Here is a 24,355-nt window from a genome sequence, read left to right as displayed (position 1 = left end):
GCCCGAAGCGAGCGAGCGGCCCCTCCCGCTGGACCTCCACTGAAAGGACCCACCATGGCCACTACAGACTCCCGCCCGAAGTACATCTCCTTTGACATCTACGGCACACTGATCAACTGGGATACCGACTCCACTACCCGCCGCCTGCTCGCGGGCCGTTTGCCTGAAGAGCAGTGGCCTGCGTTCAAGAAGGTTTTCCGCGGATACCGCTTCGACGAGGTTCTTGGCGACTACAAGCCGTACGAGCAGATCCTTCAGAATTCCTTCGACCGGGTCTGCAAGTTTTTTGGCATAGGCCCAACCCCGGGCGCAGGGGCAGAGTTCGCTGACGCTGTACGCGGTTTTGACGCCCACGACGACGTGCCGGCGCCGCTTAAGCTCATGGGCGACAACTACAAGCTGGTTGCCCTATCCAACGCCGACGACAGCTTCCTGGAGATCAGCATCCCCAAGCTCGGTGCTGACTTCCATGCCGTGCTGACCGCCGAACAGGCCCAGGCCTACAAGCCGCGGTACCAAGCCTTTGAGTACATGCTCGATACCCTGAACGCCAAGCCGGAAGATTTCCTTCACATCGCCTCGCACACGCGGTACGACATGCACCCGATGCACGACATGGGCTTCCGCAACCTTTGGGTTCTGGACCGCGGCTACGACCCCATCACCGGCGGCTACGACTACAAGAGCGTTAAGTCCCTGGACGAGATCAACAAGCACCTCGGCCTCTAAACCGCTTGCCGGCTCTCCGTCGATGAAAGGGTGAAATGAGCGATTCTGCTTTTATCCAAGCAGTGGCATCAGAGAGTGGACTCCTGGCGGAACATCCGCAGCTCGCTGACCCCGCCGTCCTGGAGCTGCTTGAACAGTTCTACGGCCTGAAGGGAACGCTGGTTAGGATTCCCACCGAGAAGGACGAGACTTTCCGGCTCCGGGACGGGGACGAAACGTATCTGGTGAAGATCTCTCCCTCGGATGAGGACCCAGTGATCGTCCACCTTCAAACGGCCTGCATGGAGCATTTGGAACGGACTGCCCCCGAACTTCCAGTCCAGCGTCTTGTCAGGAGCCTTGGCGGAGAGCCGCAGGTCCTCATTTCGGCGCCTACCGGAGCCTTCGACCGGGTATTGCGGGTGATGCGGTTCCTGCCCGGGGACCTGCTGGCCAATCAGGACGCGTCCGCTGGCCAGTTGCGATTGGTGGGCTCAAGCCTGGCCCGCCTGGGGATTGCGTTGCAGGATTTCGAACATCCCCGCGCGGACCGTTTGCTGCTCTGGGACCTTAAGCATTTCCACCGGATGCGCCCCCTTCTTGACTATGTCGATGAGAAGGAAAAGCGCGTTCTCGCGGAGGACATTTTCGATCAGTTCGACGAAAAGGTGGTTCCGCTCCTCGGCACGCTGGCGTCCCAGGTTGTCCACGGGGATTTCAGTCCGTTCAATGTCCTCGTCAATCCCGGCAGGCCTGATTACGTCACCGGGATTATCGACTTCGGGGACGTCGTCCGAACGCCTGTCATCTTCGACATCAGCGTCACCATGGCCAATCTCCTGGGTGCCGACCCGGCCAGCCCCTGGGAGCAAGCACTCCACGTCATGAACGGTTATCGAAGCATCCGCCCCCTGCCGGGGCAGGAGTTGGAAGCCCTGGTCGTCTCTGCCCAGGCGCGCCTGCTGCTGCGGGCCCTGATAACCCAATGGCGCGCAAGCCAGTTGCCGCAAAGGCGCGACTATCTCCTCTCCCACTCAAAGCCGGACTGGGACCGGCTCGCGTCCACCGCCGCGGCCCCGGCACCAGAACTTTCTTCACACCTTGAACCGACCCCTTAGCTTCCAGGAGAAAACATGGGCACTTCCCCAATCCGCAAGCCCTCCCGGGCCATGATCAATGGCTTCGATCCCAGCCGCCTGGACGAGCTCCCGGACCAGATACAGAAGAGCATTCGACGCCGGGACAAGAGTCTGGGGCCCGGCTACAGACTGTTCTACGACGAGCCCCTGGAAATCGTTCGGGGCAAGGGTGTCACGTTGTTTGACCGGGACGGCAATGAATATCTCGACGTCTACAACAACGTTCCCTCTGTAGGTCACGGCCACCCGCGTGTCATTGAGGCTGTCCACCAGCAGATGCAGACGCTGAACACCAACACCCGCTACGTCCAGGAATCCATCCTGGATTACTCGGAACAGCTGCTTTCAACGTTCCCCGCCGAGCTTGGCCATGTCATGTTCACTTGTACTGGATCTGAAGCCAACGACCTCGCGATGCGCGTCGCAAAATATGTGACCGGACAGCAAGGCATCATCGTCACCGCCGGCGCATACCACGGCCTTACTGCCGAGGTCTCGTCGTTCTCACCTTCATTGGGCAAGGGTGTGCCCCTGGGTGCGAACGTGCGGGTCATCGACGCCCCCGACGCCCTGCGCTACTCATCCGATCAAGGCTCGCTGCAGGATCACCTGCGTAGCCAGGTGCGTGCAGCCATCGCAGACCTTCACCGGCACGGCATCGGAGTGGCTGCTTTCATCGCCGACAGCATCTTCTCCTCCGACGGCGTCTTCGCTGGCCCGACAGGCTTCCTCCGCCCCATCATCGAAGAGATCCATGCCGTGGGCGGCCTGTACATTGCAGACGAGGTACAGCCAGGATTCGGCCGTACCGGTGAGGAATGGTGGGGCTTCCAGCGCCACGGAATCGTCCCCGACATCGTGACCATCGGCAAGCCCATGGGTAACGGCATTCCCGTCGCGGCAGCAATCTTCAAGCCCGACTTGCTGCAGGAGTTCGGCAGGAACATCCGCTACTTCAACACCTTCGGCGGAAATTCAGTAGCCATAGCGGCGGCCCAGGCCGTCCTGGACGTCATCCGGGACGAATCACTCATGGAGAACGCCTTGAAGGTTGGCGGAAAGATCCTCACTGGCCTGGAGGACCTCACCCGGAATCTGGACCAGGTGGCAGAGGTACGTGGAAGCGGCTTCTTCATCGGCGTCGACCTCGTGACCGATCGATCCACCCTCGCACCCAATGGGGAGGCTGCCGCCGGCATAGTCAATGCCCTCCGGCAGGACCGGATCCTGATCTCGGCTTGCGGAGCCCAGGGCAACGTCCTGAAAATCCGTCCGCCAATGCCCTTTTCCAGTGACGATGCCGATCGCCTGCTCGAAGGAATGGGCCGTGCCTTCAAGGCTCTGCGCTAGGTCGCAACAACAAACAGGGGCGCAACAAACAGGCCAGCCTGGCGCTCCCACCAAATGCTTGGGGATTGTGCCTTCCACCGTGAAAGCACTCTGTGTATTACACCAGCCGAAATCACTTGAAAGGTTGCACCATGAAGACGACACACAAGATCCAAACAGCTGCTGCGGGGCTCGCTGTCCTGTTGGCCCTGACTGCATGCGGTGGCGCCGCAACAGGGACTGAAGCGACGGAGATTCCGAAGACACAGAACACCCGTGACATCTCAGAGGGTGTCCAGCCGGACGCAGACGCGGTGGCGTTGCTGCCGAAGGCAATCAAGGACAAGGGCGAGCTGACGGTCGCGATGGACCTAAGCTCACCGCCGATGACGTTCCTCGCCGAGGACAACAAAACCCCCATTGGCGTGAACCCGGACCTTGCCCGCCTGGTAGCAAAGAAGCTGGGCCTGAAGCTGAAGTTCGAGAACACGGCGTTCGACACGATCATTCCCGGCATCGACGGCGGCCGCTTCGACTTCACCGCCACCACCATGTCCGCTACAGCCGAGCGGCTGAAGGTGCTGGACATGATCAACTATCTCAAGGGAGGCTCGGCCGTAGCCGTAGCGAAGGACAACCCGCTCAACCTCACCAATGACACGCTCTGTGGCAAGAACGTTGGCGTGACCAAGGGCTCAACACAGCAACTGAAGCACCTGCCCAATGTCTCTGAGTGGACCTGCACCTCCCAGGGCAAGCCCGCCATCAACGCCATCACCCTGCCCAACGTCCAGGAAGCCCTGACACAACTGGACTCCAAGCGGATCGACGCTGTGTTTTACGATGCCAGTGCCCTGGCGTGGGCCAACGATCAGCAGCCCAACCACTTCACCACCTTGCAGCCGCGCATGGATACGCGCACTGACACCAATGTCGCCATGGGCGTGAAGAAGGGGTCCCCCCTGACCCCGGCACTCCAGAAAGCAATCCAATCCGTTCTGGAATCCCCCGAATACAAGAAGTCCCTGGACTACTGGGGCCTGGGAGAATCGGCTATTACTGAGGCCAAGATCCGCTAGTACCGGCCCCCTCACGTCCCGGCTTCGCTCTGATATCTCATTAAGGTTGTGCTATGCGTACCAATCCCACCGCAAGGGACCACACCAAGGCTTGGGTTCTTGATGCTGTCCTTTCAGAGGCGCCCTTGACGCGTACCAGGCTCATCGAGCTGACACGATTAAGCCAGGCCACGGTATCCCGGAAGGTGGATGAGCTTCGTTACGACGGTCTCGTCGTCGAACAGGGAGTCAATGCTGTTGCGCGTCGTGGCCGGCCCTCCACCTATCTGGATGTGCCAGGCACGGCGGGGCATGTTGTGGGCATCTCGTTCGGAGCACGGACCACTTGCGTCCTGGTGACGGACCTGCGAGGCCGAGAGGTCAGGCACGTGATCGTGCCCAGCTTGGAGGGCGGCGATGAAGAAGCCATCGCCGGGTGGTTGCTGGACCTGATTGTGGATACCAGCGATTCCGCCGAGGGGCCACTGCGCCAAATCGTCGCCGCCCTGCCTGGCCGTGTCCGGACCGGTACGGCAATTCTTCAAGAGACAATTGAAGATCGGTTGAAGGCTCCCGTGGTGCTTGAGAGCGATGCCAGCGCATCCCTCCGGGGGATCCTGAAGGGTGACGCGACCATAGGAAACGCTGTTCTCTTCATGCTGAGTACGGAGCTGAGCTTCGCCAGTTGCACTGATCATGAAATCGCACAGGGCCGGACTTCGGCTTTCGGCCATCTTGGTGAGGTTCTGTTCGCCGGTGTTGGCAACGAGACACTCGAGGGACTGTTAAGCACAAAGGGACTCCTCCAATTCGCCAGTGGACGGGGACTGGACCTGGACGACATCCAAGCGCTCTGGTCCCAACCGAAGGATGCGGCGTCCCGCGCGGAGGTGCTTGAGGCATTTACGACGGCGGTGGTCGCCGCCGTCGGTGCCGTTGCCGTGACGCTTGACCCGGAGTCCGTATATTTCGTGGGGCGTCTGAGTCCGCTCGTGGACGAAGTCCTTCCTGAGGCACTCAGGCGTCTGGCACAAATCCTTCCGGTAGTCCCTGGGATCACCGTGGTGCCGCAAGTCGTCGGACTCTCGGTGGCCCAGGGAGCGGCCTATGCGGGACTGGCATTGGTCCAGTCCCGGCTCCGGGAATCTATGCTCGAAGCCCAGTAGCAACCACGGAATGAACCCGCGCGGTCTTTGGATAGTTTTCCGCTTCGCGCTGCTCCGTAGCGGGGAATTCAAAGAGATCAATCATCAATTGCTGCTCGTAGGCGAGACCCTGTGGGCTGGACATGATGACGTGCCCGTCAACGGAGAACTCCGCCCCGGTCCCGGACCAGCGGACACCGTACGTGTGCGGCGTGGTGGCATCAATGGGCAGCTGGATGTCCCGGACGTCGGTGGTCAGCCGGGGATCGTGGTGTGCCTTGATCCCGACTCGAACAGTGCTGCTGTCTGGCGCGATCTTGTCACCGAAAAGTTCGGCGATGCACAACTCCCCGGAGTCGGCCGGACTGGACTCTTCAAATCCCACCAACCATATTGCGAGCATGCAGGTCGGGTCCGCGCTTGCGCTCACCCTTACCTGGACCTCTCCCGTGACTGGGGTCCATAACCGGCGTGTCGGCTGGGGAGTCACCACCTGCAGTCCATCGAGTCGGTGGCGGTGTGTTCCCCGCGTGGTCCCGAGGCCCCCGGAGAAGGTTCCCGTTTGGAGATTACTGACCCGAAAGGGACCGTCGGCTTCACGCCAGGCAGGCTGGTCGGCATCAATACGCAACCGCAATCCGTCAACGTCGAAATCGTAGCGGGCCCGGGACCGGCCTGGCTCGGTCCATTGGGGAAGGTAGTGCTCAACCCAAAGGGCAGGGTTCAGTGCTGAATCGGTAAAGCGCTCATCAATGATTTCTGCGGTCACCAGCAAATCCTAGTTGAATAGGCCCAGCACTTTTCGGGACCAATCCGTTGACAATCTACAACCAACCCGAGTATTGTCGACAATCGACGGTACTTCTCAAGGTGCTCTCGTCGACAATCGACGAGAGCAAACGAAATCAAACTGGAGGAAAAATGGCATTCGACATCAAGCCGAAGTTCGCAACGTTCGACATGAACGGAACACTGATCAAGTTCGCTATCGCCGACGCGACCCGTGCGGTCCTGGGCGAACGCCTGCCAGCGGAGCTCGCCGATGAATACCTGCAGGCCACCAAGGCATATCGGATCGATGAGTGCATGGGCGATTACAAGCCCTTCCACCAAATCATCGCCAACTCCATGGAACGCGCCTCACGCAGGCTCGGCCTTGAATACCGCGCGGCCGACGCAAGGGCGGTTTACGAAATTGTCCCCACGTGGGGCCCGTACCCGGGCGTGACCGAGGCCCTGAACCGCCTGGCCGAGGCAGTCTCCCTGGTCATCATCACCAACAGCGACACCGCGCATGCTGAGCGGCTTTCGGAAAACCTCCAAGCTCCGTTCGCAAGCGTCATCAGCGCCGAGCAGATGGGCATGTACAAACCCCGTCTCGGAGCGTTTGAGTACATGTTCGACAAGCTTGGCGTCACGCCCGACGAGATTGTGCACGTCTCCGCGAGCCCGATGTACGACCTGCGGTCCGCAGCCACCTTGGGCATCAAGAACAAGGTGTATGTAGATCGCGGCTTCGAACACGACGAGCACTGGCTCGGCTACGAGCGGATCACCGACATTGCCGAGCTCCCCGTCCTCTTCGGCCTTCCGCGTCCTGCTGCTTCCTAAGAAGGACTCGTTTACAGATGAGCGTCACTACGGCGGGCTCGGCTTTGGATCGACTCCGGGCCATGGGCCTGGAGCTTCCAACCCTTGCTGATAGCCCTTACTACGTGGACCACCGCGCGGTGGGTTCCAGCATCCACATCGCTGGCCAACTGCCATACAAGGACGGCGTCCTGCTGGGCCAAGGCGTCGTCGGCCGGGACGTGGGGCTGGAGACAGCACGGGAGCTCGCCCGCCATGCGGCGCTCAATTGCCTTGCAGCGGCTGTGCAGGCGGTAGGAGACCTGGACCGGGTCCGGATCGTGCAGATGCTGGTGTTCGTGGCCAGCACCCCGGACTTCGGCCTGCAATCGAGGGTCGCCAACGCGGCCAGCGAATTGCTCATCGAAGTGTTGGGGGACAACGGCCGGCACGCCCGCACCGCAATCGGCGTCGCCGGGCTGCCGGCCAACACTCCTGTAGAGATCCAGATGATCTGCACAGCCGCTTAGGCACGGACATGTTGGCGGCAAATTCATGAGGAGAACAGCGTGAACCGTATCCAGGGAGCACTCAACGCTCTGGTCGAGCGGGTCGACACCCCGGCGCCGATCGTGCTGGTGGACGTTATGCAGGACAATATCGACCGCATGCAGGCCTTCGCTGCCCAGCAGGACCTTGATGTCAGACCGCATGTAAAAACGCACAAATGCGTCGAAATCGGCCGTCGCCAGGTCAAGGCCGGAGCTGTGGGAATCACCGCAGGCAATGTTGGTGAGGCCGAAGTCTTCGCCGCAGCCGGCTTCGACAATATCTTTATCGCCTACCCCATCTGGCCTTCGGGAACGAAAGGCCTTCGCATCCGCAAACTTGCGGTAACCACCCGGCTGCGGGTCGGCGTCGACAATTTCGCGGCGATCGATGCCCTTGCTGATGCGATGGGATCCGAGGCCGAACGGCTGCAGGTTGTCATCGAGGTGGACTGCGGTGCGCGTCGTTCCGGCGCACCACCCGAGTTCGCCGGCGAACTTGCCGCCGCCGCCCGGAGGCGGGGACTGGTGCCGGTGGGCGTCTTCACCTATCCAGGTCATGGAAGCGCCAGCCCGGACGCCCGCCAGCGCGCCGCCGTGGACCAGGAAGCCGCGCTCACCGCAGCGGTGCGGAGCTTCAGCGCGGTGGGTATCAGCGCAGAAGTCGTCAGCGCGGGCTCAACACCCACCGTCGAGTACGCCACGAGCAACGTGATCACCGAGATCAGGCCCGGCGAATACGTGTTCAATGACTTGAACAACATGCGGCTCGGGGCCTGCACCGAAGATCAGATCGCCCTGTTTGTCGCCGGCACAGTGGTCAGTGACTGGGTTCCCGATCAGGTCATTCTCGATGTAGGCACCAAGGCACTAGGCCGGGAAGGCAGTCCCCAGATCGGCTATGGCGCTGTCCCCGGGACGTCGGCCGTTCTCTCCAAGCTCAACGAATACCACGGCTTCCTCCCCCTGCCTGCCGGCGATTTCCACCCCGGCGTCGGCAAGGTTCTCCCGATCGTGCCGAACCATGTTTGCCCCGTCGTGGTCAATTTCGAGGAGTACATCGTCACTGACAGCACGGGAACATCGCTGGAACGGTGGCGGGTGGATGCCCGCGGATTCCTGAGCTGATTCGTGGGAACCGTACGTCCGCCCCAGCCCGCAACCAAGCAACTTACCGACCAAGGAACGACCATCATGAGACTTGATAAGACCACTGCCGTCATAACCGGCGCCAGCAGCGGAATCGGGGAAGCAGTGGGTTCCCACTTCCGCCGCGAAGGCGCCCGGCTGCTGCTCACCGGCCGCAGGGAGCAACTCGACAGCGCCCACACCGATGACGTGTACGTCCCTGGAGATCTCAATGACGAGGCATTCGTCGAAAGCCTCGCCCGCCAAGCCGCCGAAGCGTTCGGCACCGTGGATGTCGTCGTCCTTAACCATGGTCTGCAGGTAAGCGGCCCGCTGACGGAGATGGCGTATGAGGATGCCAGGAATGTGCTCCACAGCAACCTCCTCAGCGCCTTCCTGATGATGAAGCACTTCGCACCGTTGATGCCTGCTACGGGAGGCTCGTTCGTCCTGGTCAGTTCACGGCTGGGCATGGTTGGCAAGCCCGATGAAGTCCTTTACTCCGCGGCCAAGGGCGGCCTCATCATGCTCGCTAAGGGAGCCGCAATCGAGTGGGCCTCACGCAACATCCGCGTCAACGTCGTCGCGCCGGGACTGACCGTCACCCCCGTCATCGAGGCCTCGTTCCAGCGCAGGCCCGATCCCGAGGCCTACCGGGCAGAACGCGAGGGCCAGATCCCGCTCCGGCGCCTGGCCACTCCGGAAGAAATTGCCGACGCCATACTTTTCATGGCGTCCCCGGAATCGTCCTACATCACGGGCGCTGTACTGCCCGTCGACGGCGGCTACACCGCTTTCTAAGCACCGCACCGCCTTCCACTGGCTCACCAACTCCCCACAAAGTAGGACAAAGATGAAAGCCCTCACAGCAACACCCCGAAACGGAGACCTCGGCTTCTGGATGGCCGGACTCGCAAAAAACCGGCCAACGTACCCGCGTTTCGAAGGCGAAGGCTCCGTGGATCTGGCAATCATAGGCGGTGGCTACACAGGCCTCTGGGCGGCATACTTCGCCAAGAAGCTCGAGCCCTCACTCTCGGTGGCGGTTTTTGAAGCGGAACAGGTCGGGTACGGAGCCTCCGGGCGAAACGGCGGCTGGCTTTCGGCGATGCCCCCAGGAAACCGGGCCACCTTCGCCCGCGCATCCGGACAAGGGCTGGACGCAAGCCGGGCATTGCAGCAGGAGTTCGTGACCGGCGTCGACTCTGTCCTTAATATTCTTCAGGCCGAAGGTATCGACGCGGACCAGCACAAGGGCGGTGCGCTCGTCGCTGCCCACACCAAGGCGGGGCTGGGCCGGCTGGTAGCCCGGCGTGACGCCGACTGGAAGTACGGGTTGAGCGAAGACGAAGTCCACTTGCTCGACCGGGACGAATTCCAAAGCAGGATCAACATTTCCACCGTCCACGGCGGGCTCTTGTACAAGCCCTGCGCCCGCATTCATCCGGCAAAACTTGTCTACGGCCTGGCGGACACCCTGACGTCCATGGGGGTGGCGATCTACGAAAACAGCCGGATAACCAGCATCGACGGCAAAACCCTGACCTTGGCCAATGGACGGGTCGCGGCGGCCAAAACGTTCATCTGCACGGAAGGGTACTCCGGTCAGTTGCTGGGCAGCAGGTCCTTGATACCGATCAACTCCTCGATGATCGTGACCAAGCCACTCTCCGACGAGGCCTGGCAGCAGATCGGCTGGAACGGGCTTCAGTGCCTCAGCGATTCCGCACACACGTTCATCTATTCGCAGCGGACAGCGGACGGACGCATCGCCATTGGCGGCCGGGGAAGGCCCTACCGCTACGGCTCCGGAACGGGCGGCGCCGGTGCCACAGCCCAGTCAACTGTTGACTTGATCTCCACGAAGCTTCGGTCCTTCTTCCCGGGCATCCACCTCGAAGTGGACCACGCCTGGTCCGGAGTCCTGGGCGTCACCCGCGACTGGAACGGCGGCGTGCAATGGGACCAGGCATCCGGAATTGGCTCGTCCACGGGCTATGCCGGACACGGCGTTACAGCCGCCTATGTGGGCGGGCGGACACTCGCGGAATTGGCGTTCGAACGGCAAACGGAACGGACCACGCTCCCCTGGGTTGGGTACTGCGCACGGAAATGGGAACCGGAACCCATTCGCTGGATGGGTGTTCACGGCATGTACCGGCTTTTCGGTCTTGCTGATCAGTGGGAAGAGCGCAAGGATTCCACCAAGACGTCCCTCCTGGCCAGATTCGGCAGCAGGCTCGCCGGACTACACGAATAGAGAAACGCCCCCGGAGGCACACCATGAAGACCATAAGCAAGATCCAGGCTGCAGCCGCAGGGTTTGCACTGCTGCTGGCCCTCACCGGGTGTGGCGGGGCGACAAGCACGTCCCCAACAGATCCGAAAACGGCCGATATCTCCGTGGGTGTCCAGCCCGACGAAAAGGCCGTAAGCCTCCTGCCGGCGTCCTATAAGGACAAGGGCGAACTGACGGTAGCCATGGACTTGCACTACCCGCCGACGACGTTTCTTGCTGAAGACAACTCGACGCCGATCGGCCTGAACCCGGATATCGCCCGCCTGGTAGCAAAGAAGCTCGGCCTGAAGCTGAAGTTCGAGAACACCGTCTTCGACACCATCATTCCTGGCATTGACGGTGGCCGGTACGACTTCACCGTCACCACCATGGCACCAACGCCGGAGCGACTGAAGGTCCTGGACATGATCGACTACTTCAAAGCCGGCAACTCAGTGGCCGTGGCCGCGGGAAATCCTTTGAAGCTCACCAACGAAACCCTGTGTGGCAAGAATATTGCCGTCACAGCAGGCTCCACAGGCCAACTCAAGCGACTCCCGGCCCTCTCGGAGCAGACCTGCACTTCCAAGGGACAGCCCGCGATCAACGCCGTGACCCTGCCCAACGTCCAGGAGGCCCTGACACAGTTGGCGTCCAAGCGGATCGACGGCATCCTCTACGACACAACCTCCCTCGCCTGGGCCGAGAAGCAGCAGCCCAAATCGTTCACCATCCTGACTCCCCAGGTCAACGTCGGCTCCAGCGACTTGACGGCCATCGGCCTGAAGAAAGGCTCTCCCCTGACCCCCGCCCTCCAGGCCGCCGTCCAGTCCGTCCTGAACAGCCCGGAATACAAGAAGTCCCTCTCGAATTGGGGCCTCGAATCCGGCGCTATCACCGATGCCAAGCTCAACTAGGAGACGTACTCCCCTCATGCAAACCATTAGCCACAGAAGCATGGGCTTTGCCCCCGAAACCCGCGCAACCCGTCAAACCCACGAAACCCGTCAAACAGCAGACACCCTGCTGTTCATGCATGAAGATTTCGAGGTGCTCTGAGCCATGGACGGAAAACTCGCCGTCATCGGCCTGGGCAGCATCGGAAGCATGGCACTCTGGCAGGCCTCGCGCCTTTCCGATTCCGTGGCCGGCTTCGAAACACACACCCCCGCCCATGGACGCAGCGCCGTAGGCGGGGATACCCGCCTGTTCCGCATGATCTACCGCGGCAGCCCAGCGCTCTATCCCGTCCTGGAGCGCTCACGGGATCTCTGGGCAGAACTCGAGGCAGAAACGGGACAGGACATCCTCACCCGCTGCGGCGGACTCTCCATCGGCACCACCGATGGGCCATACCTCCGCAGCGTTCTGGAGACCACCCGTATCAATGGGGCTGCCCACCGGATCCTGAACCGTGAGGAAATGGCCGAACGTTACCCCCAGCACAACCTCCGTGCTGACGACTCCGCGGTGTTCGACCCGAACGCCGGCGTCCTGCGGACTGACCGGGCGGTAACGGCAGCGATTGCAGCTGCACAGGCCAACGGGGCAACGGTCCTTGCCAACACTCCTGTAACCAGCATCCGGGAAACGAACGACGGCGTTGTGGTCACCTCCGGGGACACCTCCTGGACCTTCGAGAACGTCATCGTCGCCTCCGGGGGTTGGTCCCGGCGGCTCATGCCTGATGACCTGAAGGCGCACACCGAAACCCGAAAGGTTTTCCTGAGCTGGTTCGTTGCCCGCGACGCAGCGCAGTTCACCCCGGAGAAGTTCCCCACCTTCAGCCGGATGTACGAGGACCGTTCCATGTACGGGGCACCCGCCGTTGACGGCGTTACCGTCAAAGCCACCCTGGACGGCCGCGGCACGGTGACAACGGACCCCGATGCTTTCCCCAGGGAACTCTCAACAGCCGAAATTGCCGACACGTTGAAAACCGTCACCGAGTTCCTGCCCGGCCTGGTTCCCAGCATCGTCCGCTCCGATGCCTTCCCGGACCTCTACAGCGAGGACCGCAATCCACTGTTGGGCTGGCTCGGTGGGTCAAGCAGAATCTACTGCGCCACAGGCTTCTCCGGAGGCGGATTCAAGAATGCCACCGGCTTCGGCCACATCGCCGCGTACGAGGCGCTCGGCAAACAGTCGCTCGGCGGCCTGGAATTCGTTCGCCCGGAGCGGTTCAGGACTAGTTAAGCCGGTATAATCGACAATCGACAAGGGAGGCGGAAAATGGACCGCAAGTTCACGTGGCAGGAACAGCGGATGACGACGCCGGACGGTGTCTACCGCGTTCTCCGCACCGCCATCCTGAACGGAACTGTGCCGCCTGGTGAACAACTGCGCGAGACGCATATCGCCGCAGACCTCGGTATCAGTCGATCCCCGCTCCGTGAGGCGCTGACAAAGCTCGAGGAAGAAGGGCTGGTGGTCAAGGTTCCCTTCCGGGGGTCCTTCGTCGTAGAAGTCAGCGCTCGTGACGTCGCAGAAATCGCGTCGATCCGGGTACTCGTCGAGCCCTATGCAGCTGAGCTCTCAGCCCCCACCCTGCGGGGTCCCGAGCGGCTCCGGCTCAAGCAGACCATCGAGGAACTGTACCGGGCCACCGACACCAATGACATCCCCGGCAGCATTGACGCCCACCTTCGTTTCCACAGGCTCTTCTACGAATTTTCGGGGAATACCGCCCTGCAAAACATGTGGAACGGGTGGGAGAACAAGCTGCGCCTGTACCTGGCGGTCGATCACCGTACCTACAGCGACCTCCACGAAATCGCTGTTGAGCATGAGAAATTGGCTGAACTGGCGCTGGCCGGAGACTTCGATGCCTTCCGCCAGGAAATGGTCAGTCAATTCCAGAATGCCCTCCACGAAGAGCCCCTACAGCAGAAGTAAGCGGGGCAGACGTAAACCGGCTTTCCGCGACTCTGGCCCGGCCTTAGTCCACGAACTCCGACTGCGTCTCAATGAAGTCCCAATCCTGCACCGTCAGCACCCCACTGACTTTGTCCGGATGAGGGCCGCCGGCCTCGGCAATGTGCTGCAGGACCTGCAACGGAAGTTCCTCGGCACGCAGGTTTTCGCGTAGCCATTCCTTGCTGTCCAAGTGCAGGTCCAGCCACCACATGAAGATTTCCATCACAGACCACCTTCCTTCGGATTAACCGTAGGCCGGGGCCGGGTTGTCTACAAGGGCTGCCCGTCTGCAGGTGTCGCTGCATAAGTGCGGGGCTTTCAGGGTCCCCGAAGAATCATGTCAAGATGCCCGTCTGGGTTGATTCGTGGAATCATTTGGTTTTGCCCGGAGGGTTGGTTGGGGTTTGGCTGCGCGTTTGGCGGTGGTCAGGGTCAGGAGGTCGGCGCTGAGGGCCTGGATCTGGCGCTGGATGGCGGCCGGATTCAAGGGCTTGTTTTCACGACGCAGCCTTGTTTTCACGTCCCGTGAGACAGTGCCGGTATCGGCCAGGACACGTTGGTAGGGCGTCGCGGGCGCGTCGTAGGTCTTGGTGATCTTCGCCCCGGTCCGGACCTTCGCGAGGAGTTTCTGTTGCGGTCCGAAATGGTTCGTCAGCAGCCGCTGCAGCGCCCAGATCCGGTTCAAGAGTTCCAGTTCGGCGGCGGTGTCGTAGCGGTGGTAGCCGACGGTCTGGCGGACGATGTGCCAGTTCTTCTGTTCCACGTGCGCCCCGTCGTTCTTGTTCCCGGAGCGGGATCGGGTGAACGTTAGGCTCTCCTGTTCGCACCAGGCCAGCAGCTCCCAGTTGATGAACTCCGTGCCGTTATCGGAATCGATGCCAAGGATGGGGAACGGGAACGCGGCGGTCGCGTCTTTGATGGCCGCGAAAACCCATTTCTGGGCCTTGTTCCGCACCGATCTGGTCTCGGTCCAGCCCGTTGCAATGTCGGCTGTTGCCACCCTCGTGGCCCACCAGATCGATTTCCACGAACCCGGGCACCGCGTCGTCCCATTCGGCCCAGGTCCGCATCGGGATGGAGTCTTTCAGCAGTGTCCCGGGCTTGGTGTGGGACCGGCCCCGGGGATCGAGTTTTGCCCGGTCCGGCTTGAGCCGGCGGTCAATGGTCGCCGGTGCGATACGCAGTAATTGCGCCGCCGTGCTGTCATCGATCTGCAGCTCGTTGAACCGGCGCAGGCGTGGCACCAGATCAGGCAGGGCCGCTGCGAGCAGCCGCCCGCACGGGGTCCCCTGCACCGCCCAGCAGAACCGCAGCGCCTCGATCACCGGCTCCCCGTAGAGCGGAGGCCGCGGCGCCCGCGGCCGGACCGGTTTCAACACCAGAGCCTGCCGCAAAGCCTTCCGGGCATGGTCCCGGTGCCAGCCCGTCGTCGCGCACAACTCGTTCAGAACCTGTTTCTTCGCCGCCCGGTCCGAGCGGGCATAACGGGTGGCAATCGCCTTGGTGACAGCCCTGCGTTCACTCATCGAAAGCTACATGGCTCACACTGCCGAAGCGGCGGACACCAGCCCCGGCGGACACGCCGCTACGCGGGCATTCTCAAATGATTCCTCGAATACCGCTACGCGGGCATCTTTGATGAGTCAACGCGGGGTCTTGTGGGGAATCCGGCGAAGGGCCAATCTGTACCTAGGACGCTGGCGCACAGGTTTCAAGAACCCGTGCCGACGCCCGCTCGCACAAGGGATCCGCGATGGACTGTGACATCGAGCTGGAGATCGATACCGGCTCTGCACGCGGCGAATACACGGTGCACGTGGTCCGTGCTCCGGCGGGAGGCCACGCTTCGGGGATGTTCACCTTGGACGTTGAGGGCATCCTGGACCGGCTGCCCCAGCTTGAAGCGACCGTTCTTGCTTCTGCCGTGGCTGCCCGCCGCACCATGCCCGTGGCCGAGATGGCAGTCCGCGAAGTTGGCCAGCAGTTGTTCCAGGCGTTGTTCACCCGCGAGGTCTACGGCACGTACCGGGCCAGCCTGGGCGCGGCCCAACACGCAGGGCAGCAACTCAGGGTGGTCCTGCGGCTTGCCGCCCCGGAATTGGCTACCATGCCGTGGGAGACCCTCTTCGACCCCGAAACCGAGACGTACCTGTGCCAAACAGAACCCCTGTTGCGGCACATCCCTGCCCCTGACTACAACCAGAATCCCTTGGACGTTGCTCCCCCGCTGCGGATCCTTGGCATCGTCGCTTCGCCCCGGGACCTTCCTACCCTCGATGTCGATGCCGAGAAGGAGCACCTGAGCAGGGCATTGGCCGGTCCTGTAGCCGAGGGACGGGTGGAGCTGGTGTGGTCCAGGAGCGGAACCTGGGACGACGTCCAGTCCATGCTGCTTGCCGGCCCGTGGCATGTGGTGCATTTTGTGGGCCACGGCGATTACGATTCCCGGACCGATGAAGGCAGGATCGCCTTGGTGGGGCCGGATGGCAGGGCCGCGATGGTCCGGGCGGTGCGGCTCATGGCCTTGCTCAGTGTTGCTGCACCACGTCCGCGGCTGGTTGTGTTGAACTCTTGTTCCTCAGGCGAGATGGGCCAGTCGGACCTCTTTTCCGGCACCGCTTCCTCGTTGGTCAGGAGCGGGATAGGCGCCGTGGCGGCAATGCAATTCGCCATCAGTGACTCCGCGGCCATCGCCTTCGCCCATGGCTTCTACGCTGCGATCGCCAACGGCCGGACTGTGGACGAGGCGGCACGGGTCGGCAGGATCTCGGTCATGGCCAGCCCGGACGGCACACTCGAATGGGTCACCCCTGCCCTCTACGTCCGCGGCGGCTCCACCCAACTCTTTACGCTGCGCGGCACACCACGCTCAGCGGTTTCGGAAACACGTTCGACGCCGGCACCCCCCTTGGGCGGGCAGGCCGGCCAAGCTGGGGTCCCGACGCCGGCAACCCCCTCGGGCGGGCAAGCGTCAGTCCCGCTGCAGGGCCCGGGAAGCCCGGGCGCGGGAGACGGCGCTGCCGCGAAGGCGGCACAAACCAACGCCGACCAGGCCATGAAGCGGGCCCAATTACGTGCCCTTTATGTCCAGGCCTCCGCGGAGTTAAGGGCACGGCGTTTCGAGCAAGCCGTTGAATTGTTCGATGACCTTCTGACCTTGGAGCCCGGCTACCGTGACGCCACGGCGCTAAGGGAGAGCGCACAGCACCGGCTGGACATGTCCCGCACATACCGTGAGGCACTCGCTGCTGAAGAGGCAGGCGATTGGCTGGCCGCGGCGGACGGCTTTGCCCTGGTGCAGGACGATCCGGAATTCCCCGAAGCAGCAAGGCGCCGTCAGGACTGCGAGCGCCGTCAACGCATCTCCGACCTCCAGGGCGAACTCCGCTACCACTCGTCTTTGGGCTCGTGGGGAGCCGTGGTGGATGTATCAGCTGAACTTGCGACGCTCGATCCGGCCGCGGCCGACCCCGACGGACTTGCGAGCGCTGCAAGGGCCGAGATCGAGAGGGCGAAGCCACCAGAACCGGAGCCTGCAAAGCAGCCTTCCCCGGAAAGAGGTTCATATACGGCTGCGGACCTGCCTCCAGAACCCCGGCGGCCAGAACCTCAGCGGCCAACGGCGACCCCCGCAACGCGGATCCCGGCACCCACCCAGGTCCCGGCGTCGGGCATTCCATCCGCGAAACCGCCGCAACCAGCACTCGCCTGGACACCGCTCGCGTGGGCCGGTGCCGCCTTAGCGGTGGCTGGTGGCTTGGGGACGTGCATCGTGGTGTTCTTCATGTGGTTCGACGAGGCTTACTGGCAGGACAACGGCGGCGACATCGTGCTCCGGATCCTGTACGGCCTGCTGGCACCACTCGGTTATCTGCTGCTCATGGTCGCCGGGCTGCCTGGACGGACCGTACCAGCGCGTCTTGCGATGACCGGCGTCGTGCTTTCCGCTGCGATCTTTGGGCTCGCCGGCTTGAACTACACGGTGGAAGTGACCGCGGTCGTGGCCAGTTTTATCCTTGCCGCCTTCGGACTTTGGGCGGGCATCCTGGCCCTAAAGGACCCGGTCGGGCGGACGTTTGCGTGGCTCCTCCTGCTGCCCACTGTGTTGCAACCGATCATCTGGGTCCAAGGGAAAGGCGTGTTCATGGAGAGCTGGTACATGTCGCAGGCGCTGCCGTTGCTGCTGCATCTGATGCTTCTTTGCGCGGTGGGCGTGGTGTTCGTGGTGATGGCACGGCGGCTGCGGACCGTCCCTGCAGCGGGACCTGCAGCGGGACCTGAAGCGGGGCCTGCTGCCAAGGCGGGAAAGTCGCCGTGAGCCGGCTGGTTGAGTTCACCACCGACGACGGCGGCACGGTAGTTGTGGAGGTCGCGAGCACGGCCGGGAGCATCGTGACCCGGGGTGGCGATCATGCGGGGGATCATTCCGGCGTTTTCGCGAGGGCGCAGCAGACGTTCCAGCGGGCCCTGGAGCATGTCCGACCCGCCGTACAGGGCGTGATTGATGAGCTTTTGAGCCTGGAGAACCGGCCTGACGAGGTCAGCGTGGAGTTCGGCATAGACCTCCACGCCGAGGCCGGGGCGTTCATTGCGTCGGCCAGCACGGCATCCAATTTCAAGGTGCGGCTGACGTGGAACAAACCGCCCCAAACCAACTAGGTCGGTGAGCAGACAGCCTGTTCAAGGACTGCTCGCGGCGCAACAATAAGGTATGGCTGCGGAGAATTTCAGCGGACGGATTCCTTTGGTTGTGGGCGTCCTGCCCGACCAGCATGTGGAGGTGCTGCAAACGGCCCGGACGCTGGCAGAACAACTCGGCGTGCCGCTGGTTTGTGCGTACGTGGACGAGGCCAGCTACCTCGTGGAATGGGACCCTGCGCGGGAGACACACCGGATGTCGCTTCATCCGGAGAAGGATGACGAGGACGTCGCAGCTGTTCGCAGTGACCTGGGCAAGCTCATCGGCGAGGCCATGGATGGCGGCTCAGCGGATTGGACTTTGCGGTTGCTCGCCGGAGACCCCGCACGCGCGTTGGGCCGGCTCGCCGAGGATATCCATGCCTCGATGATCATTGTTGGAACGCCGGAACCTGGCTTGGGCCACCGCATTTCCGAGGCTTTGAACGGCTCTGTGGCGGCATGGCTGAGCCACCACCAACGCCGGCCCGTGCTGATTGTGCCGCAGAGAAAGCCCCAGGAAGCTGGCCGTAAAAACTAAAGCGAAAGTACTTATTCGAGGTGGTGGCAATGCCGTCCCGCCCAACGTAGAGTGATTACTGCAGGACGGCGAAAGCACCTGCTCAAAGACCGCTCCGGAGTGCGTATCCCCCAATAACGCACTCCGGAGCTCTTTGTTTAACACTCAGAGGTGGCCGCAGCTACCTCATGAAGCAGCTACCTCATGAAGCAGCTACCTCACGAACGTGTACAGCAGCGCCGCCATAGCGAAGCCCACGATGGACAACACTGTCTCCAGCACGGTCCAGGTCTTCAGGGTGTCCTTGACGGACATGTTGAAGTACTTGGAGATGATCCAGAAGCCGCCGTCATTGACGTGGCTGGCAATGATGGAGCCCGAGGAGATGGCCACCACGATCAGGGCGAGCTGCGGCTGGGAGTAACCGGAGGCAAGGCTTGGGGCCAGGATGCCACCCGTGGTTACGATCGCCACGGTTGCCGAGCCCTGCGCAATGCGCATGCCCGCGCTGATCACGAAGGCGGAGAGGATGATGGGCAGGCCAGCCTGGGCGAGCGAGTCGGCCACAGCCTTTCCTACACCGGTAGCCGAGAGAACTGCGCCGAAGAAGGCACCGGCGCCAACAACCAGCAGGATCATGCCCACTGGACGCAGCGATGAACCGGTGATTTCGCTGAGTTCGGCGGAGCTCATGCCGCGTCGGATGCCCAGGAGCCACATGGCCAGCAGCACTGCGACGGTCAGCGCGATGGCCGGGTTGCCGAAGAACTGCAGGACGTCCCGGAATACACCGGGAGGAGCAAAGATGTTGCCGAACGTGCCGCCGAGGATGAGGATCATGGGGAGGCCGATGGCCAACAACACCAGTCCAATGGACGGCTCGTGGCCCTTGGCTTCCTCGGCCTCGGGGACAATCCGGTCCTCGGGAACATTGACCATGACGCGCTTGCCGATCCACGTGCCCCACAAAATACCGGAAGCGAACCAGGCCGGGATACCGCAGATGAGGCCCATGAGGATGATCCAACCCAGGTCAACGTGGAACAGTCCAGCGGCAGCAACGGGTCCGGGGTGCGGTGGCAGGAAGGCGTGCGTCACGGAGAGGCCGGCCAGCAAAGGAAGTGCGTACAGTGCCAGCGACTTGCCACCGCGGATTGCAGCGACGTAAACCAACGGCGCCAGGACGAAGATACCAATATCGAAGAACACCGGGATACCCAGCACAAAGCCGGTGATGCCCATCGCGAGCGGGGTGCCCTTTTCGCCGAAGATCTTTACGAGCCTGCCGAGCAGCACTTCCGCGCCACCGGACCGTTCGAGGATGGCACCGAGCACTGTGCCAAGGCCGATGATCACTGTGATGTGGCCGAGGATGCCAGCGAAGCCCTTCTCAATCAGGGCGTCACTGCTCTTGGTGGCCGAGCCGACCAAGGCTTCCACTGAGACCCCACCCACCAACGCCACGATCACGCCGGTTCCCACCAGGGCGATGAACGGTTCGAGCTTGACCTTGATGATCAGGAACAGCAGGAGGGCAATGCCCGCGCCTGCCAGGAGGAGCAGGCCGGCGGTGTCGTGCCGCAGCCATTCGAGGAATTCATTCATGGGGGTTTCTTTCTGGGTGAGTCCTACTTGAGGGTGCCGGTAAACGCGGCGGCACGGGCCGCGATGTCTGCCCAGTTGCCTGCAGCGACTGCTGCGGGCGGGACCACGCTGGTGCCGCAGCAGACTGCGGCAGCACCGGCGTCGAGGTAGCTCTTGGCGTTGGAAGCGTCGATGCCTCCTGAAGGCAAGAAGCGGACGCCCGGGTAGGGGCCTTGCAGGTCCTTCAGATACGCCGGTCCAAGCTGGCGGGCAGGGAAAATCTTGACGACGCCGGACCCAAGGTCAAGTGCCTGTGCCACTTCGGTGGGCGTCATGGCTCCGAGGCTGAACGGGATGCCGGCGGCCACAGCAACTGCTGCAACCTCGGGCCGGATGCCTGGTGTTACCAGGAACCTGGCTCCAGCGTCGATCGCTGCGCGGGCTTGGTCTGCGGTCAGGACTGTACCGATTCCGACGGCGGCACCGTGGTCCGCCGCGGTCTCTGCCGCGCGCTTGACGTGCTTGAGCGCATCCGGGGTGGTGAACGTCAGTTCCACGCTGCGGATGCCGCCGTCGGCCAGTGCCCGGCAGAGATCCGCGGCGTCCGTGATGGACGGAGCGCGGACCACGGCGAGGGTGCGGTCGGCTTCGAGCTGCTGGATGAATTCTTCAGGAGTCATTGGGTGGTACTGCTTCCTTCTCGGGTGAGTCCGTCACTGCTTCGACGCAGGGCACGGCCGGCGCGGGCACCGGTGGGCCGGCCGCCGTCGATCGCTGCTGCGCCGTTGACGAAGACGTAATGGATGCCGCTGGCGGCTTGGCGGGGATTCTCAAAAGTGGCTTCATCGCGGATGGTTTCCGGGTCGAAGAGCACGACGTCGGCCGCGTAGCCTTCCCGGACCAGGCCCCTGTTGTGGAGCTTGAGTCGTGCGGCGGGACGGCCCGTAAGGTGATGGACCATTTCCTCGAGGCTGAGCAATCCGAGATCGCGGGAGTAGTGGCCGAGGTAGCGAGGGAAGGTTCCCCATGCCCGGGGGTGTGGCTTGGCACCGACCAGGAGGCCGTCGCTGCCGCCGGTGTGGGTGCGGTGCTTCATGATTGCCTGGACGTTTTCTTCGTGCCCCACGTGCTGGAGGATTCCGGTGCCCAGGCGGTCTTCGGTGAGGATCCGCACGAAGATATCGAACGGTTCCTCGTTGGTCCCGGCGGCGATCTCCTTGATGGTCTTCCCGACATAGCCGGCGAGCGCCGCGTTCTGGACGCCGCTGATTTCCAGGGTGTCCCACTCGGCAACTACGCCATGGCAGCCGTCGGATCCGTAGATCTCCACGGCTTCCCGGATGCGTGCGCGGGTCTCGGGGTCTTTGAGACGGGCAAGCGTCGCTTCCGTGCCTCCGGACGATGCCCAGCTGGGGAGGATCGCGGAGAGCGTCGTGGCTCCGGGGAGGTAGGGGTAGGTGTCCAGGGTGATGTCCACGCCGTCATCAAGCGCGCTATCGATCAGCTCCAGGAGTTCGCCTGCCCGGCCCTTGTTCTCCGCGAAATTCATGGTTGCGTGGGAGAGGTGCAGGGCGCAGCCTGTGTCCCTGCTCAGGCCGATCATCTCGGCATAGGCATCCAGTGCGCCCTTGCCGTAGGAACGGTGGTGCGGTGCATAAAAGCCGCCCAGCTCGCCGACAGTCCTGCAGAGGCCGGCGAGTTCTTCGGTCTGCGCGTACATGCCCGGCGTGTAGGTCAGGCCGGAGGACATTCCCACGGCGCCTTCCTGCATCGCCGTGCGGATCACGTCTTGCATCTGCTGCTGTTGCTGCGGCGTCGGATCACCTTCGGCGAAGCCCATCACCATGGCCCGGACGGTTCCCTGCGGGACGAGGTAAGCGGCGTTGGTTGCGATCCGGCCTGTAGTGCCATCGTCGTCGGTGCTTTCGTCATCCAACCGATCCAGGTACTCACGCACGGTCCGCCAATTCCAGTCGAAGTCCGCCGGGTTGTCGTTCCAACCAGCGATCTTCTCCCGCACACCTGCAAGCGTGGCATCGTCCACTGGTGCGTACGACAGGCCGTCCTGACCCAGCAGTTCCGTGGTGACGCCTTGGCTGAGCTTGGCGTAATGCTGCCTATTAACAAGCAGTTGCAGATCAGAATGCGCGTGCATGTCGATGAAACCAGGGCTCAGGACCAGGCCCGTGGCGTCGATGGTGCGATCGGCCCCGGTTTCGCCTGCGGTGAACGTTCCGGCGTCGACGACGGCGGCAATCACCGCGCCGTCCAGCAGGACGTCCGCCGGGCGGCGGTCCGCTCCGGTTCCGTCCACCAAGGTGGCGTTGCTGATGAGGGTCTTCATGGCGTTCGTCCTAGAAGAAGGTATGGATGAGGTCGACGACGGTCTGGTCACCGTTGGTGTCTGCGAGTACCGGGATGACGGTCCATTTGTCGAAGGCTGTGCAGGGATGGGACAGGCCCAGCCGGATGACGTCGCCGGGACGAACGGTGGTGGTTTTGGCATCGAAGGTCATGAAGGAATGCTGATCGTTGACCGAGGTGATTTCGGCCCCAACCAAAGGCTCCATGGCTCCGCCGAGGACCGGTCCGATGAACTGCGGCTCGGGCAGGCCTTCGTCGAACGGGAGGTCCCTCTTGCCGGCGTCGAGGATGGCCAGGCCCGGCTCTGTCTGCGAAACCACGCGTGCCCAGCCATGCATTGCGGCATGGAATGGTTGATCGCCTTCCCGGGAAAACGGCGAGATTCCGCGGTAGAAGCCGTCGTCGTGGATGATGTAGGCGCCGCTGCGGACCATGAGGTCCACACTGGGATCTCCCATTTCGGCGCCGGTGCTGATACAGGACGAGAGAACGGAGACGACGTCGTCGAAGTACGCGCTGCCTCCTGCCGTGATGATCACCGACCCGGAGCCGTACAGCCCGCCGGCCAGCAGTTCCTCGTGAAGCAGCCGCATGTCGGTGAGGTATCCGCGGACGGCGCCCAGTCCGGCGTCGTCCGCGGTGTGCGCGAGCGAGCCTTCATAACCGCTGACGCCTACCAAACGCAGGTTCGGTGAGGCGGAGATCGCGCGGGCAACCTGCATCGCGGCGTCAACACCCCGGGCGCCTGTCCGGCCGCCGTGGGCCCCGAGCTCCACGAGCACGTCCAGCACGGCATCGCTCCCGGTGAGCACGCGGTTAAGAACTTCCACCGTTTCCACGGAATCCACCCAGGACAGGATGGGCGCTTCGGCAGTGGCGTTGGCTGCGACCCACTCGATGGCGTGCGGATCCGTGAGGCTGTTCGCGAGCTGAAGGTTTGCGACGCCGAACTCGCGGGCTACGCGAAGCTGCGCGAAGTTGGCGAGGGTGATGCCCCAGGCGCCGCGGTTGAGCTGTTCAGTCCAGAGCTGGGGGGACATGGTGGTCTTGCCGTGCGGGGCAAGCAGCACGCCGTGTTCCTTGCACCAGTCAGCCAGGCGATCGGCGTTGCCCTGGAGCGCCGTGTTATCAAGTGTCAGCAGCGGCGTCTGCAGATCGCCCAGGGTGTGCTTGGCGGCGAGGAATTCGGCGTGCGTGATCCCGTTGGCGGTTGCCGGAATGGCCTTGTGCCGCCAATCAAGCTGACGGTTTGCAAGGCCGGCCACGGCGTGTGCCGAGATGGCTTCGGAAGTGTTCACGGGTTCATTCCCTTCGCGGGGCTGCGTTTTTGAAGCTGCGGTGTGGGGCTGTTCAGTATGCGATTCTCAGTTGCGTTGCGTATTTTGCAACGCT

General features: G+C 62.8%; 25 protein-coding genes. 17 read left to right on the top strand and 8 right to left on the bottom strand.

Annotation, left to right across the window (positions count from 1 at the left end; all coding sequences use genetic code 11):
• The first annotated feature begins 54 nt into the window (after nt 1–54).
• The 5 genes from AC6I97_RS03095 to AC6I97_RS03075 all read left to right on the top strand — a co-directional run bounded on the left by AC6I97_RS03095 (nt 55) and on the right by AC6I97_RS03075 (nt 5,400).
• Nucleotides 55–729 (top strand): haloacid dehalogenase type II, encoded by a 675-nt coding sequence (locus tag AC6I97_RS03095; RefSeq protein WP_224092889.1) that lies wholly within the window; start codon nt 55–57, stop codon nt 727–729.
• Nucleotides 730–764: 35 nt separating this feature from the next.
• Nucleotides 765–1,826, top strand: coding sequence for a phosphotransferase (locus AC6I97_RS03090; protein ID WP_224165822.1), 1,062 nt, complete (start codon nt 765–767; stop codon nt 1,824–1,826).
• Nucleotides 1,827–1,841: 15 nt separating this feature from the next.
• Entirely contained in the window at nt 1,842–3,197 is a 1,356-nt protein-coding gene (locus AC6I97_RS03085; protein ID WP_224092855.1) for an aspartate aminotransferase family protein, read from the top strand.
• Nucleotides 3,198–3,328: 131 nt separating this feature from the next.
• Nucleotides 3,329–4,255, top strand: a complete 927-nt coding sequence (locus AC6I97_RS03080) for an ABC transporter substrate-binding protein (RefSeq protein WP_224165823.1) — start codon at nt 3,329–3,331, stop codon at nt 4,253–4,255.
• 53 nt (nt 4,256–4,308) lie between these two features.
• The gene (locus AC6I97_RS03075) at nt 4,309–5,400 is read left to right on the top strand and encodes a MarR family transcriptional regulator (protein WP_497944026.1); all 1,092 of its coding nucleotides are present in this window, start codon (nt 4,309–4,311) and stop codon (nt 5,398–5,400) included.
• Here AC6I97_RS03075 and AC6I97_RS03070 read toward each other — a convergent pair.
• Nucleotides 5,381–6,148, bottom strand: coding sequence for a glycoside hydrolase family 16 protein (locus tag AC6I97_RS03070; RefSeq protein ID WP_497944025.1), 768 nt, complete (start codon nt 6,146–6,148; stop codon nt 5,381–5,383). The two genes, AC6I97_RS03075 and AC6I97_RS03070, sit on opposite strands and share 20 nt — an antisense overlap.
• A 152-nt stretch (nt 6,149–6,300) precedes the next feature.
• Between AC6I97_RS03070 and AC6I97_RS03065 the strand changes: the two genes are divergently transcribed.
• The 9 genes from AC6I97_RS03065 (at nt 6,301) to AC6I97_RS03025 (ending at nt 13,797) form a co-directional block, all read left to right on the top strand.
• Nucleotides 6,301–6,990, top strand: coding sequence for a haloacid dehalogenase type II (locus tag AC6I97_RS03065; RefSeq protein WP_497944024.1), 690 nt, complete (start codon nt 6,301–6,303; stop codon nt 6,988–6,990).
• A gap of 17 nt (nt 6,991–7,007) precedes the next feature.
• Nucleotides 7,008–7,478, top strand: a complete 471-nt coding sequence (locus AC6I97_RS03060) for a RidA family protein (protein ID WP_497944023.1) — start codon at nt 7,008–7,010, stop codon at nt 7,476–7,478.
• A gap of 39 nt (nt 7,479–7,517) precedes the next feature.
• Nucleotides 7,518–8,624 carry an alanine racemase gene (locus AC6I97_RS03055; RefSeq protein WP_497944022.1) on the top strand — a complete coding sequence of 369 codons (1,107 nt, stop codon included), beginning with the start codon at nt 7,518–7,520 and terminating at the stop codon, nt 8,622–8,624.
• A gap of 66 nt (nt 8,625–8,690) precedes the next feature.
• Nucleotides 8,691–9,425 (top strand): SDR family NAD(P)-dependent oxidoreductase, encoded by a 735-nt coding sequence (locus AC6I97_RS03050; protein ID WP_497944021.1) that lies wholly within the window; start codon nt 8,691–8,693, stop codon nt 9,423–9,425.
• A gap of 52 nt (nt 9,426–9,477) precedes the next feature.
• Entirely contained in the window at nt 9,478–10,884 is a 1,407-nt protein-coding gene (locus tag AC6I97_RS03045) for an NAD(P)/FAD-dependent oxidoreductase (protein ID WP_497944020.1), read from the top strand.
• Nucleotides 10,885–10,907: 23 nt separating this feature from the next.
• Entirely contained in the window at nt 10,908–11,819 is a 912-nt protein-coding gene (locus AC6I97_RS03040; RefSeq protein ID WP_224165830.1) for an ABC transporter substrate-binding protein, read from the top strand.
• Nucleotides 11,820–11,835: 16 nt separating this feature from the next.
• The gene (locus AC6I97_RS03035; protein WP_497944019.1) at nt 11,836–11,961 is read left to right on the top strand and encodes a hypothetical protein; all 126 of its coding nucleotides are present in this window, start codon (nt 11,836–11,838) and stop codon (nt 11,959–11,961) included.
• 3 nt (nt 11,962–11,964) lie between these two features.
• Entirely contained in the window at nt 11,965–13,098 is a 1,134-nt protein-coding gene (locus tag AC6I97_RS03030; protein WP_497944018.1) for an FAD-dependent oxidoreductase, read from the top strand.
• Between the two features lie 36 nt (nt 13,099–13,134).
• Entirely contained in the window at nt 13,135–13,797 is a 663-nt protein-coding gene (locus AC6I97_RS03025) for a GntR family transcriptional regulator (RefSeq protein ID WP_224092819.1), read from the top strand.
• A 43-nt stretch (nt 13,798–13,840) separates the two neighbouring features.
• Here AC6I97_RS03025 and AC6I97_RS03020 read toward each other — a convergent pair whose 3' ends face one another.
• The 3 genes from AC6I97_RS03020 to AC6I97_RS03010 form a co-directional block, all read right to left on the bottom strand.
• Nucleotides 13,841–14,041, bottom strand: a complete 201-nt coding sequence (locus tag AC6I97_RS03020; protein WP_224092810.1) for a hypothetical protein — start codon at nt 14,039–14,041, stop codon at nt 13,841–13,843.
• A 117-nt stretch (nt 14,042–14,158) separates the two neighbouring features.
• Complete coding sequence (locus AC6I97_RS03015) at nt 14,159–14,773, bottom strand: hypothetical protein (RefSeq protein ID WP_497944017.1); 615 nt, start codon at nt 14,771–14,773, stop codon at nt 14,159–14,161.
• Nucleotides 14,682–15,344, bottom strand: coding sequence for a hypothetical protein (locus tag AC6I97_RS03010; protein ID WP_497944016.1), 663 nt, complete (start codon nt 15,342–15,344; stop codon nt 14,682–14,684). The genes AC6I97_RS03015 and AC6I97_RS03010 overlap by 92 nt, the downstream gene beginning before the upstream one ends.
• Nucleotides 15,345–15,571: 227 nt before the next feature.
• On the opposite strand from AC6I97_RS03010, the gene AC6I97_RS03005 reads away from it, so the two are divergent.
• The 3 genes from AC6I97_RS03005 to AC6I97_RS02995 are packed head-to-tail and all read left to right on the top strand — an operon-like array spanning nt 15,572 to nt 19,036.
• Nucleotides 15,572–18,136, top strand: coding sequence for a CHAT domain-containing protein (locus tag AC6I97_RS03005; RefSeq protein ID WP_497944015.1), 2,565 nt, complete (start codon nt 15,572–15,574; stop codon nt 18,134–18,136).
• Nucleotides 18,133–18,477: a CU044_2847 family protein gene (locus AC6I97_RS03000; RefSeq protein ID WP_224092806.1), complete on the top strand. Its 345-nt coding sequence runs from the start codon at nt 18,133–18,135 to the stop codon at nt 18,475–18,477. Before AC6I97_RS03005 ends, AC6I97_RS03000 begins: the two co-directional genes overlap by 4 nt.
• 52 nt (nt 18,478–18,529) lie before the next feature.
• Nucleotides 18,530–19,036 carry a universal stress protein gene (locus AC6I97_RS02995; protein ID WP_224092804.1) on the top strand — a complete coding sequence of 169 codons (507 nt, stop codon included), beginning with the start codon at nt 18,530–18,532 and terminating at the stop codon, nt 19,034–19,036.
• Nucleotides 19,037–19,228: 192 nt separating this feature from the next.
• Here AC6I97_RS02995 and AC6I97_RS02990 read toward each other — a convergent pair whose 3' ends face one another.
• The 4 genes from AC6I97_RS02990 to AC6I97_RS02975 are packed head-to-tail and all read right to left on the bottom strand — an operon-like array spanning nt 19,229 to nt 24,261.
• Nucleotides 19,229–20,620 carry a GntP family permease gene (locus AC6I97_RS02990; protein ID WP_224092802.1) on the bottom strand — a complete coding sequence of 464 codons (1,392 nt, stop codon included), beginning with the start codon at nt 20,618–20,620 and terminating at the stop codon, nt 19,229–19,231.
• 23 nt (nt 20,621–20,643) lie between these two features.
• Complete coding sequence (locus AC6I97_RS02985; RefSeq protein ID WP_497944014.1) at nt 20,644–21,279, bottom strand: bifunctional 4-hydroxy-2-oxoglutarate aldolase/2-dehydro-3-deoxy-phosphogluconate aldolase; 636 nt, start codon at nt 21,277–21,279, stop codon at nt 20,644–20,646.
• Nucleotides 21,276–22,943 (bottom strand): N-acyl-D-amino-acid deacylase family protein, encoded by a 1,668-nt coding sequence (locus AC6I97_RS02980; RefSeq protein ID WP_497944013.1) that lies wholly within the window; start codon nt 22,941–22,943, stop codon nt 21,276–21,278. The genes AC6I97_RS02985 and AC6I97_RS02980 overlap by 4 nt, the downstream gene beginning before the upstream one ends.
• 10 nt (nt 22,944–22,953) lie before the next feature.
• Nucleotides 22,954–24,261 carry an alanine racemase gene (locus AC6I97_RS02975; protein WP_497944012.1) on the bottom strand — a complete coding sequence of 436 codons (1,308 nt, stop codon included), beginning with the start codon at nt 24,259–24,261 and terminating at the stop codon, nt 22,954–22,956.
• Nucleotides 24,262–24,355: the final 94 nt, after the last annotated feature.

It is taken from the genome of Arthrobacter sp. TmtSoilC48 (genome assembly GCF_059739425.1).
The sequence above is the reverse complement of the archived record's forward strand: the minus strand, read 5'-3'. Positions and strand labels throughout refer to the sequence as shown.

Excerpts from the sequence above, each read along its gene's own strand:
- AC6I97_RS03095 (WP_224092889.1), top strand. The coding sequence starts at position 55 with ATGGCCACTACAGACTCCCGCCCGAAGTACATCTCCTTTGACATCTAC.
- AC6I97_RS03090 (WP_224165822.1), top strand. The coding sequence starts at position 765 with ATGAGCGATTCTGCTTTTATCCAAGCAGTGGCATCAGAGAGTGGACTC.
- AC6I97_RS03085 (WP_224092855.1), top strand. The coding sequence starts at position 1,842 with ATGGGCACTTCCCCAATCCGCAAGCCCTCCCGGGCCATGATCAATGGC.
- AC6I97_RS03080 (WP_224165823.1), top strand. The coding sequence starts at position 3,329 with ATGAAGACGACACACAAGATCCAAACAGCTGCTGCGGGGCTCGCTGTC.
- AC6I97_RS03075 (WP_497944026.1), top strand. The coding sequence starts at position 4,309 with ATGCGTACCAATCCCACCGCAAGGGACCACACCAAGGCTTGGGTTCTT.
- AC6I97_RS03065 (WP_497944024.1), top strand. The coding sequence starts at position 6,301 with ATGGCATTCGACATCAAGCCGAAGTTCGCAACGTTCGACATGAACGGA.
- AC6I97_RS03060 (WP_497944023.1), top strand. The coding sequence starts at position 7,008 with ATGAGCGTCACTACGGCGGGCTCGGCTTTGGATCGACTCCGGGCCATG.
- AC6I97_RS03050 (WP_497944021.1), top strand. The coding sequence starts at position 8,691 with ATGAGACTTGATAAGACCACTGCCGTCATAACCGGCGCCAGCAGCGGA.
- AC6I97_RS03045 (WP_497944020.1), top strand. The coding sequence starts at position 9,478 with ATGAAAGCCCTCACAGCAACACCCCGAAACGGAGACCTCGGCTTCTGG.
- AC6I97_RS03040 (WP_224165830.1), top strand. The coding sequence starts at position 10,908 with ATGAAGACCATAAGCAAGATCCAGGCTGCAGCCGCAGGGTTTGCACTG.
- AC6I97_RS03035 (WP_497944019.1), top strand. The coding sequence starts at position 11,836 with ATGCAAACCATTAGCCACAGAAGCATGGGCTTTGCCCCCGAAACCCGC.
- AC6I97_RS03030 (WP_497944018.1), top strand. The coding sequence starts at position 11,965 with ATGGACGGAAAACTCGCCGTCATCGGCCTGGGCAGCATCGGAAGCATG.
- AC6I97_RS03025 (WP_224092819.1), top strand. The coding sequence starts at position 13,135 with ATGGACCGCAAGTTCACGTGGCAGGAACAGCGGATGACGACGCCGGAC.
- AC6I97_RS03020 (WP_224092810.1), bottom strand. The coding sequence starts at position 14,041 with ATGGAAATCTTCATGTGGTGGCTGGACCTGCACTTGGACAGCAAGGAA.
- AC6I97_RS03010 (WP_497944016.1), bottom strand. The coding sequence starts at position 15,344 with ATGAGTGAACGCAGGGCTGTCACCAAGGCGATTGCCACCCGTTATGCC.
- AC6I97_RS03005 (WP_497944015.1), top strand. The coding sequence starts at position 15,572 with ATGGACTGTGACATCGAGCTGGAGATCGATACCGGCTCTGCACGCGGC.
- AC6I97_RS02995 (WP_224092804.1), top strand. The coding sequence starts at position 18,530 with ATGGCTGCGGAGAATTTCAGCGGACGGATTCCTTTGGTTGTGGGCGTC.
- AC6I97_RS02990 (WP_224092802.1), bottom strand. The coding sequence starts at position 20,620 with ATGAATGAATTCCTCGAATGGCTGCGGCACGACACCGCCGGCCTGCTC.
- AC6I97_RS02985 (WP_497944014.1), bottom strand. The coding sequence starts at position 21,279 with ATGACTCCTGAAGAATTCATCCAGCAGCTCGAAGCCGACCGCACCCTC.
- AC6I97_RS02980 (WP_497944013.1), bottom strand. The coding sequence starts at position 22,943 with ATGAAGACCCTCATCAGCAACGCCACCTTGGTGGACGGAACCGGAGCG.